We start from the raw sequence: 14488 nt of genomic DNA on the forward strand, positions 1-14488 counted from the left end.
CGTGTTCGCGGGTGATCCCGCTCCCACAGGTTTGTGTGCTGCTTGAGGCCAGAAAAGACCTGGGGACGCAACGGCCTTGCTCACAACCTGAACGCTGGCGCGATCCCTGTGGGAGCGGGTTTAACCGCGAAGCAGGCGCCGCGGTGGATAGCGCGGGCTTCGGTGCAGGACACACAAGCGTCCTCCCCATCAATCGACCCTATGGCGACACCAGCACATCGCACTGGGACTCGTTCAGCACATGCTTGGTGACGCTGCCAATCAGCAGCTCTTCAAGCGCACTTTCCCCTTGCTTGCCGACCACGATCAGGTCGCATTCCAGCGCTTGTTCCTGCTCGGCAATCTGCCAGCCAGGGTCACCGTGCACCACGATTTGCCGAGCATCGGCCACTCCGGCGATTTCGCTCAAGACTGCGAGTTGTTTCACCGCATCTTTGCGGATGACATTGCGATAGTGCATCAGGGTGTCGTGATCGATGTTGGCGAAGCGCATGCTGCCTTCGAACGGCGCCTCGTACACATGCAGCAAAATGATCTCGGCCTGTGGGGCAATGGCTTTTGCCAGTTTGATGGCGCGCAGTGACGAAGACGAAAAATCAACTGCAACCAGCAAGGTGCGGTACGCATCGCGAGGTGCCTGCTTGACCACCAGCAAAGGGCAGGGCATGTGGTTCAGCATTTTCTGCACAGTGGAGCCCAGCAGCAGGCGCCTCGCCACGCTCTGGCCCTTTGCCCCACACACCAGCAGGTCGTTGCGTTTATCCTGCACCACGCGGGTGATCTCCGTGGTCACCGAGCCGTGCGCGACTTGCACGCCAGCGGCGATGTCGTAGCGCTGGAACAGCATTGCAGCCAGTGCGCGAATTTTTTCACCAGCGGTATCCAGTACACGCTTCAGCAGATCGTCATCAGGTGCCACCAGTTGCTTCAGGCGCTCGAAGGGGGCCGGGTTGGCAACGTATAGCAGGTCCAGTGATGCTTGTTGCGCCTTGCACAAGTGCGCAGCGCGCTCTGCCGCGTTGCGGGCAGAGGTGGACAGGTCGGTGGCTACCAGTACGTGGTTCAGCGGGCTCATGTGGGGTTCCTTATCCAAAGCCGCGCACGGTGATCGATGGCGATGCCTTGAGCACGATGCGCCTGGCGGTTGTCGATTCGTTCCTTGCTGGCAGCCATCGTCTCGCGAACCCGGCCCGGCGACTTGATGTGTGTCAAAGGAGTGAGTGACCTATCTTGAGCTGACCACTTCTGCGCACCAAATCAACGCCAGCGGGCATCGGCAACAAGTCCGCGGCTCATGGTGCTCTAGGTCTTCTGTCTGGCAACACGATCAGCTGTCGTTGTGGTGTGCGCCATGCGACAGCAGCAGTTCGGCGAGCTTGTCCATGGCCGGTGTCGCCTGGCTGCCCTTGCGGGTGACCAGCTCATACGGGTCGCTGACCGAACCCATGGTCAGGGGCAGAATGCGGACCTGTTGGTTCATCGCACATTGCCGAGCCACGTCGATCGACACCAGTGCCACGAAGTCGGGGCTGTTCTGCAGCAGCGACAAGGTCGCCAGGATCGAGGTGGTCTCCACCAGGTGCAGCGGGAAGCGCAGCCCGGCATCGTGGAATTCGCGCTCGAGCTGTACCCGCATCGGCATGTTGGCCCGGTACACGATCCAGCGGCTCTCCGCCAGGTCTGCAAGGTTCAGGTTTTGCGCGTGCTTGAGCGGGTGGTCGATATTGGCAATGACCGCCAGCGTCTCGTCCTGGACAAACCGGCTGGAAAACAGCTGAGGGGTATTGCTCACGCTGGTGCGGCACAAGGCGACGTCCAGGCGACCGCTTTCGATCTGTGCCAGCAGCGACTGGCTGGTGTCTTCAATGATTTCGAACGACATCTGCGGCTGGATGCTGGCCAGCTGCGACACCGCCCTCATCAGCAATGGCACGGCGCCCATGATTGCCCCCACCGCCAGCCGGCCGCCGACCCCGCGCAGGATGGCATCCAGGTCATGCCGCAGGTTTGAAATGTCCGTTTGCACCACGCGTGCGTAGCGGATAGCGCAGTGCCCGGCAGCCGTGGGCTCCAGCCCGCGATTGGTGCGGTTGAACAGCACCGTGCCGAAGGTGGTTTCGATTTCCTGCAAGGCCTTGCTCGCCCCGGGCTGGGTAAGCCCGACACTGCTTGCCGCACCGAGCAGCGAGCGGTGCTCGTCCAGCTCGATGAGCAGGCGCAGGTGGCGAGCGTGGAGCCTGGACATGATCGAGTTGAGTGATGGGGTCATCTGGTATGCGTCCGGGTTATACCGATATGGATTGTTCTCAATACCATGGTCAGGCGCGCATTCCTATACTGGCGCTGCACGGTGTCGCATCCAGTGCGGCTGAACCGCCTATAAAAATAACCCCAGGAGGCTGCTGAGGCCCTATGTCCCTGATCAACTACATCACTCAGATCCAGTTCGATGTCGGCGCCATTGTGCATCTGCCTGCCGAGTGCGAGCGCGTTGGTATAACCAGGCCTTTGATCGTGACCGACCGTGGCGTGCGTGCCGCCGGTATCGTCGATGTGGCCTTGAGCACGTTCAGCGGCAGCAGCGCGCAATGGCCGATCTATGACGGCACGCCGCCCAACCCGAACGAGAACGCCGTGCGTGAAGCGGTGGCCATGTTCCAGGAGTGTGGCTGTGACGGGATCATCGCCATTGGTGGGGGCTCGGCGATCGACCTGGCCAAAGGTGTGGCCGTGTGTGCCAGGCACGACGGTCCATTGAAAAGCTTTGCGGTGATCGAGGGCGGCCTGGCCCGCATCACACCGGCAACCGCACCGGTGATCGCCGTACCGACCACGGCGGGCACCGGCAGCGAGGTAGGGCGGGGTGCCATCCTGATTCTCGACGACGGGCGCAAGGTGGGTGTCATCTCGCCCCATGTGGTGCCCAAGGCCGCCATCTGCGACCCGGCGCTGACCCTTGGCCTGCCCGCGCAACTCACCGCCGCCACCGGCATGGACGCCATTGCCCATTGCCTGGAAACCTTCATGGCACCTGCGTTCAACCCGCCCGCCGATGGCATTGCCCTGGATGGCCTGTGGCGTGCCTGGCGCTTCATCGAAACCGCCACCCGCGAGCCCGGCAACCTGGATGGCCGCATCAACATGATGAGTGCTTCGCTGCAAGGCGCCCTGGCATTCCAGAAGGGCCTGGGCTGCGTGCACAGCCTCAGCCACGCGCTGGGCGGTATCAACCCACGGCTGCACCATGGCACCCTCAACGCGATCTTCCTGCCCGCCGTCATCACCTTCAACCGCAAGGCCGAGACGGTGTTGAACGAGCACAAGATGCAGCGCATTGCCCTGGCGATGGGGCTGGCTGACGAAGGCCGGATCGAAGACGCCATCCGCCAGATGACTCGCGCGCTGGGCCTGCCGACCGGCCTGCGCGAGCTGGGCGTCAGCGAAGAGCTGTTCCCGCGCATCATCCAGGGCGCGCTGGCCGATCACAGCCACCGCACCAACCCACGTGAGGCATCTGCCGAAGACTACCAGTGGCTGCTTGAGGCATCCCTGTAATTCGCTGATCCGCTGTTCAACCAATAACAACAAAAGTGAACGCCCATGACTACCAAATATGCGCAAGCCGAGCTTGGCCGCGAGCCTGAAGCGACCGCGAGCTCGAACCCGCTCAGGAAGTACCAGGTCATCACCGTCAGCCTGCTGCTGGTGATCGGCATCATCAACTACGTCGACCGCAGCGCGCTGTCGATCGCCAACACTTCGATCCAGCGAGACATGGCGATCACGCCGTCGCAGATGGGCATTCTGTTGTCGGCGTTTTCCCTGGCCTATGCCTTTTCCCAGTTGCCGCTGGGCATGATCATCGACCGGCTGGGCAGCAAGATCTCGCTGGGGGCGGCGCTTCTGGGCTGGTCGGTGGCGCAGACAGCCACCGGCCTGATCAACAGTTTTTCCGCGTTCATCGGGCTGAGGGTGGTGCTGGGGATTGGCGAGGCACCGATGTTCCCGTCGGCGGCCAAAGCGCTGGCGGAGTGGTTCGCGGCCGAGAAACGCGGCACGCCGACCGGCATCGTGCTGTCATCGACCTGCATCGGGCCGTGCATTGCGCCGCCGCTGCTGACGCTGCTGATGGTCACCTGGGGCTGGCGAGGCATGTTCATCGTCACTGGGGTGTTCGGCATTCTGGTCGCCGCGTGCTGGTTTGCCTTCTATAAAAGCAAGGAACGTTACCTGGCCGAGTTGCCTGCCGAGGAGCGTGAGCGCCTGCTGGCGGCCCAGGCGCAAAAACAGGCGGTGGCAACGGCCAGGCCGAGCATGAAGGCACAACTGGCGGCATGGGCCGAGCTGTTCCGGCACAAGAGCACCTGGGGCGCTGTACTGGGCTTCATGGGGGTGATCTACATGCTGTGGCTGCACCTGACCTGGTTGCCGGGCTACTTCGAACGTGAGCACGGGTTGAGCTTGTACAAGACGGCCTGGGTGGTGTCCCTGGCCTACGTTTTTGGCGCCCTTGGCACCATTGTCGCGGGCCGTGTGTGCGACCGCCTGGTGAGGAACGGCGCCAGCGTGCTGGGTAGTCGCAAGCGGGTAGTGGTGAGTGCACTGTTCGCGGCGGCGGCTTTCACCGTGCCGCTATCGTTCGGCAGCGGCTTCATGCTCAGCGTGGCCCTGCTGTGCTGCGCGTTGTTCAGCGTGAACATGGCCAGTTCCACCGCCTGGATGATTGCCAACACCGTCGTGGATAGCCGGCGTGTAGCCTCGTTTGGCTCCATCCAGAACTTCGGCGGTTACCTTGCGGGTTCGGTGGCACCGATCGTGACGGGGTTCAGCATTCAGCAGACCGGGTCGTTTGCTTCGGCGTTCCTGATCAGTGCGGCGGTCGCGGCGGTGGCGGCGATGGCCTATGTGTTGCTGCTGAAGCAGCCAGTGTCTGCTGACAGGTAACTCCCATAGAAGATCGACCAGACCTTTGGGCTGCGCTTTCGCACAGGGAACAAGGCTCGCGTGACCGCATGTGCTTTTCAATTTTGAGCAAGACAGTTGCTCCCCAAAGGTGCCCGCTAAATCAACGATGAGGCCGACTCGGCGAATGGCCCTGTTCGAACGCCGCCAGCATCCTTTGCCGCGTCAGCGGGTCGGCAGGAATCAGGTGCTCGATGCGCAGCGATTCCACGGTGATGTCCAGTGGCATGCCGAAGGTGGTGAAGGTGGACAGAAACCTCAGCTCGCCGTCCGGGGTGTTCACACGGGTCAGCAACACCGGCGTGGCACTCGTCGCCTGGGTGGGGTTGCGTGGGGCTGGCAGGTCGCGCAGGCGCCTTGCCAGCGCCGGGTTGCCGGCGGCTTCCCTGGACGCACGTTGCCAGGCAACGGCGCGGATCTCCGCTGCATTGGCCAAATGGTCACCCAGGCCGCCGGGTTGAAGCAGTGTTTCCAACAGGTTGAGGCCTGACGCCGCCTGTGCGGCAATGCCCGCCATCGCCAACAGCAAGCCGGTGCTGGCATTTGCGGCGATGACGTTCCAGTTGCTGTCGATGACGATTGCAGGCGCCGGGTTGTTTGCCTGCAGGATGTGCTCGATGGCGGCATGCACCAAGGCCAGTTCGGGGGCATCGAGCGGCGAGGCTGCGTAGCGGGGGGCGTACCCGGCCGCGACGAACACTTCGTTGCAGTGCTCCAGTGGGGCGCCAAGGGCCGAAAGCAGGGCATGCAGTGTGCCGGGGCTGGCGTTGGCGCGCCCTGTCTCCACGCAGCTCAGATGACGCTGTGATAGCCCGGCCAGCAGCGAAAGTTCAAGCTGGCTGAGCCCGGCCTGCTGGCGCAGGTGGCGCAGTTGCTGGCCCGCCGATGTGCTCGGTGCGGGGCTTTTGCGATGGAATGGATGATGACTCATGCGTTGACCCTGACCGTCCTTGAGTACAGCGTCCATGACCTCACAGGTCATTGAGCGCAGCCAACCCTACCACTACCGTGCCGAAAAACCCTACTCAGGAGAGGACGATGGGCATGCGTATCTGTGCGCTGGCGTTGCTGGGGCGGCTGATTCACTTTGTGGTCAGGGGCGTTGCCGGGGAGCGCCAGCCATGAGCAACGCCTTGGCTGTATACGCGCTGTGTGTGGTCGTGCTGTTCTTCAAGATGTTCATGGTCTCCTGTTACCAGGGTTTTTACCGCTTGCGCTTCGTGGCTTTCACCAATCCGGAGGATGCCGCTGTCTTCAAGCGACCTGCGCAGGTAGCGGAGCGGCCGGAGGTAGCTCGCGGCGCCAGGGTATGGGCCAACGATCTGGAAAATATCCCGGTATTCTTCGCCCTCTGCGGGCTGGCCATTGCCCTAGGTACAGCGGAGGGGCCCAACGCCGGGCTGAGCATCGTGTTCACCCTTGCCAGGGTCCTGCACACATGGGCCTATCTGGCAGAGCTGCAGCCCTGGCGTACCGTGTTTTATGGCATCGGGGTCGTTTGCCTGTTGGGTTTTTGCGTAATTATCACGGCGAGAGTAATGAACTCGTTCGCCTTCTGATACTGCTCGGCCTTAGATATGTTGCGGTTGCTTTTTCATGAGCCAACTTGATGCTTTCTTGTAACGGTACTAATACTAAGAAACTGCCGGGAGGGGGATGATCATGCAGACGCGCTTTGTTGTGGTTCCCGCTGTGCCGCTCAAGAAAGAGATTTACCCTCGCAGTCTTGGCTTTTCCGCGACGTTAGGGGAGGGGTATGACCTTTATGACACACAAGAGAAGCTGCGCCTGACCCTCAACTACCCGACACGCGCCGAGGCGGAATTCGTATGTGCGTCCCGCAACAGTTGCCTTGATGCTGGCGTGGCGGATATAGCCGGGAATGGTTGATGCTGATGATGTTCCGTGGGCCTTGAATGCGACGCGGTCCGGGTAGGAACAACTGACCGGCGTAGCCGGTGTCATGCACCACGATGCCTGCTTCGCTGGCGCGCGTCCGGCCGAGGATTGGCGCCATTCCTGTTAAGGCCATAGCCTCGCTCAAAGATCCTGAAGCCTGCACGGTCGGTGTGGGAGCGGCTTTAGCCGCGAACACCGGCGCAGCCGGTGCCATGCACCGTTTTGGATTCTTCGCGGCTGAAGCCGCTCCCACAGGGTACGCGGACTGCTTGCGAATTCAGTTCTCCAAGCGACAGCGCAGCCCGAAGGGCTGGGCCATCTCCCACGGGGATCGTGCCCGACCGAGGATTGGCGCCATTCCTGTTAAGGCCATAGCCTCGCTCAAAGATCCTGAAGCCTGCACGGTCGGTGTGGGAGCGGCTTTAGCCGCGAACACCGGCGCAGCCGGTGCCATGCACCGTGTTGGATTCTTCGCGGCTGAAGCCGCTCCCACAGGGTACGCGGACTGCTTGCGAATTCAGTTCTCCAAGCGACAGCGCAGCCCGAAGGGCTGGGCCATCTCCCACGGGGATCGCGCCCGGCCGAGGATTGGCGCCATTCCTGTTAAGGCCATAGCCTCGCTCAAAGATCCTGAAGCCTGCACGGTCGGTGTGGGAGCGGCTTTAGCCGCGAACACCGGCGCAGCCGGTGCCATGCACCGTGTTGGATTCTTCGCGGCTGAAGCCGCTCCCACAGGGTACGCGGACTGCTTGCGAATTCAGTTCTTCAAGCGACAGCGCAGCCCGAAGGGCTGGGCCATCTCCCACGGGGATCGTGCCCGACCGAGGATTGGCGCCATTCCTGTTAAGGCCATAGCCTCGCTCAAAGATCCTGAAGCCTGCACGGTCGGTGTGGGAGCGGCTTTAGCCGCGAACACCGGCGCAGCCGGTGCCATGCACCGTGTTGGATTCTTCGCGGCTGAAGCCGCTCCCACAGGGTACGCGGACTGCTTGCGAATTCAGTTCTCCAAGCGACAGCGCAGCCCGAAGGGATGGGCCATCTCCCACGGGGATCGCGCCCGGCCGAGGATTGACGCCATTCCGCGGGTGGCGGAGGGCTTGCGTCATGCCTGCGCGAGCGCTTCCACCAATTGCGCCTTGGTCATGGTGGAGCGCCCCTTGATGTCTTTACTACGCGCTTCTTTCATCAGGCTTTGCTTACTCTGGGTTTCCAGGGAACTGCCTGATTTGCGGGAATGACCCTGGCGTGACTTCGCTGCACGTTTGGCAGAGTCCGAACGGGCAGTCTTCTTTTCGCTGGAGGATGTCGTTTGCCCCGAGCCTCCTTTTTTCTCACCACCCCCGGACTGCTTGTTGACGGTGGCCCAGGCCCGCGCCTCGGCCTGGTCTTTCGGCACGCCTTTGTGCTCGTAGCTTTCCTCGATATGTTCGGCCTTGCGCTTTTGCTTGTCGGTGTATTTGTCCTTGTCGCCGCGTGGCATGGCATTCACTCCCGTCTGGTTTGCATGAGCGGTTGAATGCCGGGGCAACGCCAGAGTGCCCGCTAATCGACGAGTGGTGCCAGGAAGCCTGTTGCCCACCGGAAACCGTCATTCAACCGACACTTTGAGGCCTTAGGGTTGAGGCAGCCCTTGATGCTGCCGTGATGGCGCACCCGGACGGCTCTACCCTGCGGCCTGCCATTCATTGGTCACAAAGCTGTAACATTGCTGCTGCAAAGTGTGCCGGCCATCACACGGAGCGCTTTTCGATGATACGCCTGATGAAGTCTGCTGCACTTGCCGTTGCCGTTTCTCTTTGCGCCACCTCGGCTTCCTTTGCCGCAGAGAACGTCCGCCTGACCGGTTCCGGCGCCAGTTTCCCGGCCCCGATCTACCTGACCTGGTTCAAGGCCTTCAGCAAGGAAACCGACGGTGTCACCGTTGACTACCAGTCCAAGGGGAGCGGGGCGGGTGTTCAGGACTTTCTGAATAAAACCGTCGACTTCGCCGCCAGCGACTCGGCCATGAAAGCCGAAGAAATCGCCAAGGTCGGCGAGGGCGTACAGTTGCTGCCGATGACCGCCGGTGAAATCGTCCTGGCCTACAACCTGCCGGGCAACCCAAAAGGGTTGAAGCTGCCGCGCGATGTGTACTCCAATATCTTCCTCGGCAAGATCACCCAGTGGAACGACCCGCAGATCGTCGCGGCCAACCCTGAGCTGAAACTGCCAGCTACCCCGATCACCGTGGTCGTGCGTGCCGACTCCAGCGGTACCACTGCGGTATTCACCAAGCACCTGTCGGCCATCAACGCTGACTTCAAGCAAGCGCTGGGTGAAGGCAACACCGTCAACTGGCCGGCCAGTGACAAGTTCATCAAGTCGCCGAAGAACGATGGCGTAACCGCCACCGTCCGCCAGACCCCAGGCGCCATCGGCTACATCGAATACGGCTTCGCCAAGCTGGCCAAGGTCGACTTCGCCCAGCTGCAGAACAAGGCCGGCCAATACGTCGTGCCGAACGCCGAGAGCGGTGCCGAGGCACTGGCGGCGGTGAAAATGCCGGAGAACCTGGTGGCCTGGCTGCCTGACCCGGACGGTGCCAAGTCCTACCCGATCACCTCCTACACCTGGATGATCTTCCGCAAGGACAACGGTAACCCGGCCAAGGCCAAGGCCATGCGCGAAATGGTCGAGTACAGCCTGACCGAAGGCCAGAAGATCGCTGACTCGATGGGCTACATCCCGCTGCCACCGTCGGTTGTCGATCAGGTGCGCAAAGCGTCCGCCAACATCCAGTAACACGCCCAGGCGCTCCCGGTGTGGTCTTGCGGCCATGCCGGGTGTGTTTGCCCTCTGTCCCGGAACTTGCCAATGAACACACCTTTTGCCATCCCGGCTAACCCCGACTCCGCGTGCCAGCCACCGTCTGCGAAGGACTTCCTGGTTGATCGCACCTTCCGTGCGCTTGCACGCATCGGCGTGGTGCTGGTGCTGGCGTTGGTCTTCGCGCTGGTCTACGAAGTGGGCCGCAAGGCACTGCCAGGCATCGAGAAGCACGGCTTTGACGTGCTGTTCGGCAGCGTCTGGGACGTCAACCAAGGCAAGTACGGTATTCTGCCAGCGATCTGGGGCACGCTTTACAGCGCCCTGATCGCCCTGTTGATCGCCGGTTTCTTCGGCATCAGCATGGCCATTTTCCTGACCCAGGACTTCCTCCCGGCCAGGCTGGCGTCGGTGTTCCGCACCATCGTCGAGCTGCTCGCTGCCATCCCCAGCGTCGTTTACGGCCTGTGGGGGATCTATGTGGTCATCCCGGCCATTCGCCCGCTGACCACATGGCTGAACAGCGAGCTGGGCTGGATTCCCTTTTTCGGCACTTCCCTGAGCGGGCCCGGGCTGCTGCCGGCTGCGCTGGTGCTGGCGATCATGATTCTGCCGACCATCGCCGCCGTTTCGCAGGATGCGCTGACCAGCGTGCCGATGAAAACCAAGCAGGCCGCCTATGGCCTGGGCGCCACCCACTGGGAGGCCATCCTCAAGGTGATGGTGCCATCGGCGGCCACCGGCATCTTCGGTTCGCTGGTGCTCGGCCTGGGCCGTGCGCTGGGTGAAACCATGGCGCTGGCCATGCTGGTGGGCAATGCCAACACCATTTCCCTGTCCTTGTTCGCCCCGGCCAACACGCTGGCGGCCTTGCTGGCCCTGAACTTCCCGGAGGCTGGCCCGAACGAGGTCGAGGTGCTGATGTACGCCGCGCTGGTACTGATGTTCATTACCCTGCTGGTGAACGTACTCGGTTCGATGATCATGCTCTACGCCCAGCGGGGTAACAAATAATGACGAACCTCACCACCCCTGCAAACGCGTTGCCCAGCCTGCAGCGCAAGCTGGAAGGCCGTTCCCTGCGCAGCCTGGTATTGACCACGCTGGCATGGTTCGCGGCTCTGGTGGCCAGCGTGCCGCTGATTTCCGTGCTGTACATGCTGATCACCCGTGGCGGTGCACGCCTCAACCTGGAGGTGTTCACCGAGCTGCCACCCACCGGCTTCGAAATGGGCGGGGGCTTCGGCAACGCCATGGCCGGTACCTTCGTCATGGTCGGCATTGCTGCTGCCATCGCCGTGCCGGTCGGTATCCTGGCCGCGGTGTTCCTGGCCGAACTCGGCCCGGACAGCAAGCTGGCCAACGCCGCACGCTTCGCCGCCAAGATGCTCACCGGCCTGCCGTCGATCCTGGCCGGCGTATTCGCCTACGCCCTGGTGGTGATGACCACCGGCACCTACTCCGCGCCGGCTGGCGGCGTGGCCTTGGCGGTATTGATGCTGCCCATCGTCGTGCTGACCGCTGAAGAGTCGATGAAGATGGTGCCCAAGATCATGAAAGATGCCGCCTACGGCATGGGCTGCACCCGTGCCCAGGTGATCTGGAAAATCGTCCTGCCCACCGGCCTGCCGGCCATCCTGACCGGTGTCATGCTGGCCGTGGCCCGCGCCGCCGGCGAGACCGCGCCGCTGCTGTTCACCGCGCTGTTCAGCAACTACTGGATCCTGCATGACGGCGACCTGGCGGTCATGAACCCGACGGCCTCGCTTGCCGTACTGATCTACAACTTCTCCGGCATGCCATTCGACAACCAGCTCGAGCTCGCCTGGGCGGCCTCGCTGGTACTGGTGATGATCGTGCTGGTAATCAACATTTTGAGCCGAGTATTCGGCAAGCCCAAGTATTGAGAAAGGGAGCATCCGAACTTGAACGTATCCACTGCGCCAAAAGCCGCTCCCGTGGTCAGCGAAGCCCCCATCGTCATGGACTGCAAGCTGGACAAGATCTTCTACGGCAATTTCATGGCCGTTCGCGACAGCCATGTGCCGATCAGGAAAAACGAGATCACCGGTTTCATCGGGCCGTCCGGTTGCGGCAAGAGTACCGTGCTGCGTAGCCTCAACCGCATGAACGACCTGGTGAAGGGCTTCCGCTTCGAAGGCCATGTGCACTTCCTGGGCCAGGACGTCTACGGCAAGGGCGTCGATCCTGTGGTGGTACGCCGCTACATCGGCATGGTGTTCCAGCAGCCCAACCCGTTCTCGATGAGCATCTTCGACAACGTCGCCTTCGGCCTGCGCCTGAACCGCTACAAGGGCGACATCGGCGACCGCGTCAAGCACGCGCTGCAGGGCGCCGCGCTGTGGGACGAAGTGAAGGACAAGCTCAAGGTCAGTGGCCTGGCCCTGTCCGGCGGCCAACAGCAGCGTCTGTGCATCGCCCGCGCCATCGCCACCGAGCCGGAAGTGCTGCTGCTGGACGAACCCTGCTCGGCACTCGACCCGATTGCCACCCGCCGGGTGGAAGAGCTGATGGTCGAGTTGAAGAAGGACTACACCATCGCCCTGGTGACCCACAACATGCAGCAGGCGATTCGTGTGGCCGACACCACCGCGTTCTTCTCGGTCGACATCTCCAGGGGCACGCGTACCGGTTACCTGGTCGAGATGGGCCCGACCACGCAGATTTTCCAGAACCCGCGTGAACAACTGACCGCTGACTACATCAGCGGCAAGTTCAGCTGAGGCCGCATTACCTTCCGTCAAGTGTTACCAGGGATTCCCAATGCGAGCGACGCGTCGTCTTGATCTGCCAGCGGTAGAGCGTGCACTGCGCGAGGTGCAGGCCCGCTTTGCCGAACTCAGCCGGCACTTCACCGAACCGCGGGATCCGTTTACCGACGAGGTGCTGCTGAATGTGGTTGAAGGCTACGCACTGATTGACGACTATGTCGCCCGGGGTGTCGACCTTTTCGACCTTCAGCAGCTGAACCTGATGCTGGAGATCAATGCCACCGTACTGTGCGGCAGCGACCCGGCGCGCAGGTTGGAGTTTGCCCCGCACCTGGCGGCGACCGAGGCGCACTTTTTCAATAATGTGGAGGGCGGCATCAAGGACCTCTACAACTGGTATTGCTCGTATGGCAGCGACTCGATCTGGAAGCGCGCGGCGGGTGTCTACGTTCGGATTCTCAGCAAGCCGCAGCTGTTCATCGAAGGCAACAATCGCACGGGGTCGCTCATTGTCAGCTACTTGCTGATGCGCGCGGGGCTACCGCCCTTCGTGCTGTCGCTGGACAACGCCGAGGGTTACTTCAACCCGTCCTCGGTCATACGCAACTCTGCCAAGCATGGTGTCAAGGCCTTGTACGAACTACCCAAGATCAAGAAAAAGTACGCAGCCTTCCTTGAAGCGAAGGCGCCTGAGCCCGGCAAGTTCTTCCTCTGCGGCACATCCGTGCCTGCGCGCGAGAGGTGCCGCTGATGCCAAGGCCTTCACTGCTCCAGCGCGGGCGGCAAGCCATCGAGCGCACGTTCAACCGCCCGCAGGTACGCATTTCGTTCGATATCGACGACACGCTCGCCTGCCAGGCCGACCATGCCGCCGCCGAGGACAGCAAGCTGCCGGCGTTCGTCCACCGCTGGTTGGGTGAACCCCTGCGCAGCGGTACGCGCTCGCTGATCCGCGACCTGCGCCGTCAGGGCTGCAGCATCTGGATCTACACCTCGTCCGGGCGCACGCCGTCCTACATCCGCCGTTGGCTGATGCTCTACGGCATCCGTGTCGATGGCGTGGTCAACAGTGATCGGCACCAGCATATCCTGGCCGTGAACGGGCTTGAGAATGCGCCCTCGAAGTTGCCATCGGCCTTCGATATCGACTTGCATGTCGATGATTCCGACGGCGTGCGGCTGGAAGGCGTCGACCACGGTTTTCGCGTGGTGGTGGTGTGCCCGAAGGATGACAACTGGGCACAGAAAGTGATGGATGCGGCAGTCGATGTCCAGGCACAGCTGGCCTGGCAGCAACCGCACCGCTATCAGATGCCGGTACGGCAGCGTTCGCAAGCCCTCGCGTCCTGAGGGCTTCAAGGTACCTTTCTCGTTACGCTTCTTCGCGCCTTGTTACCCCCCCCAATATCTCCCTGCGCAGTTCCCCTTTTCAGATCCGGCTTGACGCGTGAAATTTTTCATGTATTTTTTCATGAAAAATAACTCTAAAAATTTCACGGCAGTCTCAAACGATGAAGATGCACGAAGAGGTTGAAGCCCTCGCGATCCTTATTCACGACCTGCGCAAATTCAAGAACCTGACCCTGGGCGAACTGGCCGAGCGCATCAACCGCTCGGTCGGCTTCCTGTCCCAGGTCGAACGCGGTGTTTCGCGCCCTACCGTGGCGGACCTTACCGCCATCAGTGAAGCGCTCGGCGTATCGACCGCGTACTTCTACAACCTGAGCAAGCCCCGCAGCATCAGCTGGGTCACGCGCCCTCACGAGCGCCGCACGCTGTACCTCGAGTCGGGCATCACCGATGTGCTGGCTTCGCCCAGCATCGCCGGCGCGTTCTCCATGCTCGACAGCCACCTCGAGCCAGGCGCCAGTAGTGGCGAGCTGTACCTGACTGACCGTTCCGAGCAGGGCTGCTTCGTGCTCGAAGGCGAACTCACGGTATGGCTGGACCACGGCGACGCCGTGACCCTGCAGGCCAACGACTGCTTCCAGCTGCACCCCCACGCGCAGTTCCGCTACGCCAACCTGACGGAAAAAACCACCCGCGTGCTCTGGGTTTTCAACTGAATTCGTTCACCTCACAAGGACAAG

15 protein-coding genes are annotated in these 14488 nt (G+C 62.1%); 11 read left to right on the forward strand and 4 right to left on the reverse strand.

All coding sequences use genetic code 11. The features are described 5' to 3' along the window. Window positions 1–199: 199 nt before the first annotated feature. Together MKK04_RS10630 and MKK04_RS10635 are read right to left on the reverse strand one after the other, a co-directional pair. Window positions 200–1075, reverse strand: a complete 876-nt coding sequence (locus MKK04_RS10630; RefSeq protein WP_241106567.1) for a universal stress protein — start codon at window positions 1073–1075, stop codon at window positions 200–202. A 252-nt stretch (window positions 1076–1327) separates the two neighbouring features. Beyond that, window positions 1328–2269 (reverse strand): LysR family transcriptional regulator, encoded by a 942-nt coding sequence (locus MKK04_RS10635; RefSeq protein ID WP_207830392.1) that lies wholly within the window; start codon window positions 2267–2269, stop codon window positions 1328–1330. A 143-nt stretch (window positions 2270–2412) separates the two neighbouring features. Here MKK04_RS10635 and MKK04_RS10640 point away from each other — a divergent pair, with 143 nt between their 5' ends. Beyond that, window positions 2413–3555 (forward strand): iron-containing alcohol dehydrogenase, encoded by a 1143-nt coding sequence (locus MKK04_RS10640; protein WP_233688242.1) that lies wholly within the window; start codon window positions 2413–2415, stop codon window positions 3553–3555. Window positions 3556–3600: 45 nt separating this feature from the next. Continuing rightward, entirely contained in the window at window positions 3601–4944 is a 1344-nt protein-coding gene (locus tag MKK04_RS10645) for an MFS transporter (protein WP_207830389.1), read from the forward strand. A gap of 121 nt (window positions 4945–5065) precedes the next feature. Here MKK04_RS10645 and MKK04_RS10650 read toward each other — a convergent pair whose 3' ends face one another. Then, complete coding sequence (locus MKK04_RS10650; RefSeq protein ID WP_241106568.1) at window positions 5066–5893, reverse strand: helix-turn-helix domain-containing protein; 828 nt, start codon at window positions 5891–5893, stop codon at window positions 5066–5068. Between the two features lie 190 nt (window positions 5894–6083). Between MKK04_RS10650 and MKK04_RS10655 the strand changes: the two genes are divergently transcribed. Both MKK04_RS10655 and MKK04_RS10660 read left to right on the forward strand, forming a co-directional pair. Further along, window positions 6084–6521 (forward strand): MAPEG family protein, encoded by a 438-nt coding sequence (locus MKK04_RS10655; protein WP_233694909.1) that lies wholly within the window; start codon window positions 6084–6086, stop codon window positions 6519–6521. A gap of 97 nt (window positions 6522–6618) precedes the next feature. Continuing rightward, window positions 6619–6852, forward strand: a complete 234-nt coding sequence (locus tag MKK04_RS10660; RefSeq protein ID WP_207830381.1) for a hypothetical protein — start codon at window positions 6619–6621, stop codon at window positions 6850–6852. 1111 nt (window positions 6853–7963) lie between these two features. Here MKK04_RS10660 and MKK04_RS10665 read toward each other — a convergent pair. Then, on the reverse strand, window positions 7964–8341 hold the full coding sequence (locus tag MKK04_RS10665; protein ID WP_207830378.1) for a termination factor Rho: 378 nt from the start codon (window positions 8339–8341) through the stop codon (window positions 7964–7966). A 269-nt stretch (window positions 8342–8610) separates the two neighbouring features. Between MKK04_RS10665 and pstS the strand changes: the two genes are divergently transcribed. The 7 genes from pstS to MKK04_RS10700 all read left to right on the forward strand — a co-directional run bounded on the left by pstS (window position 8611) and on the right by MKK04_RS10700 (window position 14464). Continuing rightward, on the forward strand, window positions 8611–9642 hold the full coding sequence (gene pstS / locus MKK04_RS10670; protein ID WP_087500806.1) for a phosphate ABC transporter substrate-binding protein PstS: 1032 nt from the start codon (window positions 8611–8613) through the stop codon (window positions 9640–9642). A 72-nt stretch (window positions 9643–9714) separates the two neighbouring features. Next, on the forward strand, window positions 9715–10680 hold the full coding sequence (gene pstC, locus MKK04_RS10675) for a phosphate ABC transporter permease subunit PstC (RefSeq protein ID WP_063913585.1): 966 nt from the start codon (window positions 9715–9717) through the stop codon (window positions 10678–10680). After that, on the forward strand, window positions 10680–11573 hold the full coding sequence (gene pstA, locus MKK04_RS10680; protein ID WP_024086822.1) for a phosphate ABC transporter permease PstA: 894 nt from the start codon (window positions 10680–10682) through the stop codon (window positions 11571–11573). Before pstC ends, pstA begins: the two co-directional genes overlap by 1 nt. A 75-nt stretch (window positions 11574–11648) precedes the next feature. Then, a complete protein-coding gene (gene pstB / locus MKK04_RS10685) occupies window positions 11649–12410 on the forward strand; it encodes a phosphate ABC transporter ATP-binding protein PstB (protein ID WP_233687519.1) in 762 nt (253 codons plus the stop codon). 40 nt (window positions 12411–12450) lie between these two features. Continuing rightward, on the forward strand, window positions 12451–13149 hold the full coding sequence (locus tag MKK04_RS10690; RefSeq protein WP_207830370.1) for a hypothetical protein: 699 nt from the start codon (window positions 12451–12453) through the stop codon (window positions 13147–13149). Continuing rightward, complete coding sequence (locus tag MKK04_RS10695; protein ID WP_063913583.1) at window positions 13149–13748, forward strand: hypothetical protein; 600 nt, start codon at window positions 13149–13151, stop codon at window positions 13746–13748. The genes MKK04_RS10690 and MKK04_RS10695 overlap by 1 nt, the downstream gene beginning before the upstream one ends. Before the next feature lie 161 nt (window positions 13749–13909). Then, window positions 13910–14464, forward strand: a complete 555-nt coding sequence (locus MKK04_RS10700; RefSeq protein WP_063913582.1) for a helix-turn-helix domain-containing protein — start codon at window positions 13910–13912, stop codon at window positions 14462–14464. The last annotated feature ends 24 nt before the right edge of the window (window positions 14465–14488 follow it).

The sequence above is a fragment of the Pseudomonas sp. LS.1a genome (assembly GCF_022533585.1).
GTDB lineage: Bacteria > Pseudomonadota > Gammaproteobacteria > Pseudomonadales > Pseudomonadaceae > Aquipseudomonas.